Below are 2,918 nucleotides of genomic sequence, written 5' to 3'. Positions count from 1 at the left end.
TTCGGGGAGTTTGCCTTCGATCTGGCGGAAGGCCCATTTGGCGAGGTATTCGGCGGTGGGCGGCTCGTCGGTGACGAGCACGCGACTGTTGCGCCTCGTACTCAAAGTGACAGTATAAGCCCTTCATTTCCATGCAATAAAACAATATTTTCAAGATCTCCGAAATGTTGATCTTTTCGTTTGAAGCCTTTACTGATTGCAGAAATGAAACTCAAAACATTCCAATAAGGTGATTTTTTTCAGGGCAAAATCAGCACCTGAAATCACCAGCTCCACCTGTTCATCAATTTCCCCGACTGTATCCGGAATGCAGGAATGGCTGGTTGATCTCTATCCCCGCAACAGTCTCGCCTTCAGGCTGGTTCCTGCAGAATCCTTTTTCGTTGCCGATTTTTTTGCTCTTGTGGATGAATTCGCCACCAGGCTCTGAAAAAAGAAACCACAACATAAAACCGAACAAAGGTGTAGGTCAGGGTAAAAAAGAATGCGATTCTTACGGTTTTCAGCCCGAAAGAGGTCTTGTCCTGATGATCGAAAAGAATATTTTTAAATAATGTATCAGCCTCAACGTACTGAAAGAGAATAAGACTCGCTACGAGATAAAGAGATGAAATAATAATAAGTTGAGTAAAATATTTCAATGGTTCGTTTTTCATTTCCTGACTCTGAAAGCTTATGCGCTCGTTGAGCGTATGGGGTTGTGATTTTTTCGTTATCGTGTTTGATCCCAGGCTTTCGACGATCAGGATTCTTCGCCACTCGATTGCAGCGCTGACAAGTCGACTGAAAATACCTCTGACAGGTCGTATGATGTCCCATTTTTTTAAAACCCGTAAAGCCCAAGCTGGCCAATTCCATTTATCTAAAATCCATACAAGCCACGCAGGCAATGCAAACCTTAATTCGTCCGGGTTTCGGATTTTGCCAATTTCCTCTTTGTAGGCCGTGAGCGCGTTCGGCTGAACCCAGAGGAGAACAGAAACGATAATGTAGATACACTTCCACAATAATGATTCATTCATCAGACCATAACTGAGGAGCGCGGTGGTTGCCAGAACGGTAAAGAATGGAATAAAATAATATGCCCAGCGCTTTGCAGAGCTTTCCGCTCCTTTTTTATCGTGAATGTTTTTCCAGACAAACCTGTCATTATCATCGGCATTTTTTGTATCAATGATATTGTCAACGATTCCAAAAAATAGCTCCCGATCATCGAAGTATTTGATATGTGCATATCCGGGCACTTCATAACGTCTGAAAACAACATCATGATTTCCTGTTGGAGTAATCTTGAAAAGCTGTTTATAGACGCGGGTACCCATGACCTCTTCGAGATGATGGCCGACCGGGTCTTGTTCATCACAAAAGTTGTAGTGATTGATTTCTGCTGGAGCCTTCAGCCACTCCTCTTGATCCTGACCTATTTCTTCAAGATGAGTGTACTTCTCCGGCCAGAGTACGTAAAACTTATCAATAGGGGAGCCGAGAGTGATATAGCTTTTTATATGATTTTTCCATGAAAGGTAGGGAATCTTCGGTACGGGCATGTTGTTTTCTTCCAGCGCTCGTGCAAGATCAAAGTGGGATTTTAATTCAGCGTCTGAGGGAGAGATCAGCCCCCAGATATTTTTCAGAATTTCATTGTTGTATTGTTCACGATTCCAGATTACATGAAGTTTCTGGTGCAGGTAGTCCCAGTTGTTTTTCTCGATGGAATGAATGAAGTCGTAACCCGGAAAGGGAAGACTTGCAGGCCATTTTTGGTTTGTATAGTTGTTTTTTCGTATTTCGTCTTTGATATGCGCGTAAACCAGAGCGTCAAAGCTCATGATGGTGCCAAGGCTATGAGCGATGATGGTAAATTCAGGAGGTTCATATTTTGCAGGTTTACCGTTTTGTTCTGGATTCTGGGTATAGACATTCCAGTACCATTGCAGAAAATCGCGTATCATGATTTCATCCAACACGGCATGAAAATGTCTGACAGCGCGTCCTCTGGTTCTGCCATAATCACCATAGAGATGAACGTCGCCAAGAAAGCCGTCGAACACGTGTTTTGCCAGATCGGGAGATATGAACGCCAGTATCTGCTTGAGTGGAAGAGCGGTGTTGACGACGGAGTTGAGCATCGGGATTGCCCAAGAAGCTATTTTTTTTGTGCTACCTTCTTGCTGTTTCCTTTCCTTGCGAAGCTCAAGCCGATCAAGCAGGGCTTTCGACCATTCTTCGGTCGAGGAGCCGAACTTATCGATATCACTTCTCAGAATGAATTGCCAGTCAAGATCGACAAACCTGAAGTTCGTGCCGTTGGAGTCGGTAGCGATTGTTCCGTTAAATTCCGGTTTTTTGGCGGGTGGTGTTACAGGAATTCCCTCGAATTCAGCCCACCCGTGTCCGTAGCCGTTATTGCGAATGGTTTGTTCGGAAAGATTGGCTGGAATGATGAAATTATAGTTCGGTGGTTCGGATTTTTTTTTCTCTTTATCGCCCTTTTCGTTGGCGAGATGAGTGCCGGTAGTTCTTTGACGAGCTTCTGCGAAACGTTGTACGATTGCCGGAGCTGTGACATTGCATTTCTGCTCTCCCATGCCGTGTACGACGACGATATAGTGTCTTCTTTGCGGGGCGGATTCTGTATTTGCGGGTTGGTTTTCCACGGGTATCTCCTTTTCTTGCAGTGATTGATAAAGGGACACACTTTTAAAAGTAGTGCTTTTTTTGTTAAAAGCACTGCTTCAGACGTGAAACAGATAGGGTTATCGATGGTTATGTGAAAAAAAACAGGCAACCACCGATGCTCGATGCCTTGTCAGAAATGAGAAATGCGTTCGCTTACCTGCCATCATAATCGGCCCAGTTGTTGGGCGTTTCGTACCAGCGGAGGTTTTTGAGCGTGACGCCTTCGGGGAGTTTGCCTT

Annotated in this window: 1 protein-coding gene and 2 pseudogenes; all 3 read right to left on the bottom strand. The window is 44.6% G+C overall.

Annotated elements, in window-relative coordinates; translation table 11 throughout:
* Positions 1 to 96 (bottom strand): annotated as a pseudogene (locus tag EST62_RS13805) (6-carboxytetrahydropterin synthase); the annotation flags it as partial.
* Between the two features lie 257 nt (positions 97 to 353).
* The gene (locus EST62_RS09980; protein ID WP_129051940.1) at positions 354 to 2,657 is read right to left on the bottom strand and encodes a hypothetical protein; all 2,304 of its coding nucleotides are present in this window, start codon (positions 2,655 to 2,657) and stop codon (positions 354 to 356) included.
* A gap of 175 nt (positions 2,658 to 2,832) precedes the next feature.
* Positions 2,833 to 2,918 (bottom strand): annotated as a pseudogene (locus tag EST62_RS13800) (6-carboxytetrahydropterin synthase); the annotation flags it as partial.

This window comes from Chlorobaculum sp. 24CR, assembly GCF_004118635.1.
GTDB lineage: Bacteria > Bacteroidota > Chlorobiia > Chlorobiales > Chlorobiaceae > Chlorobaculum.
The sequence above is the reverse complement of the archived record's forward strand: the minus strand, read 5'-3'. Positions and strand labels throughout refer to the sequence as shown.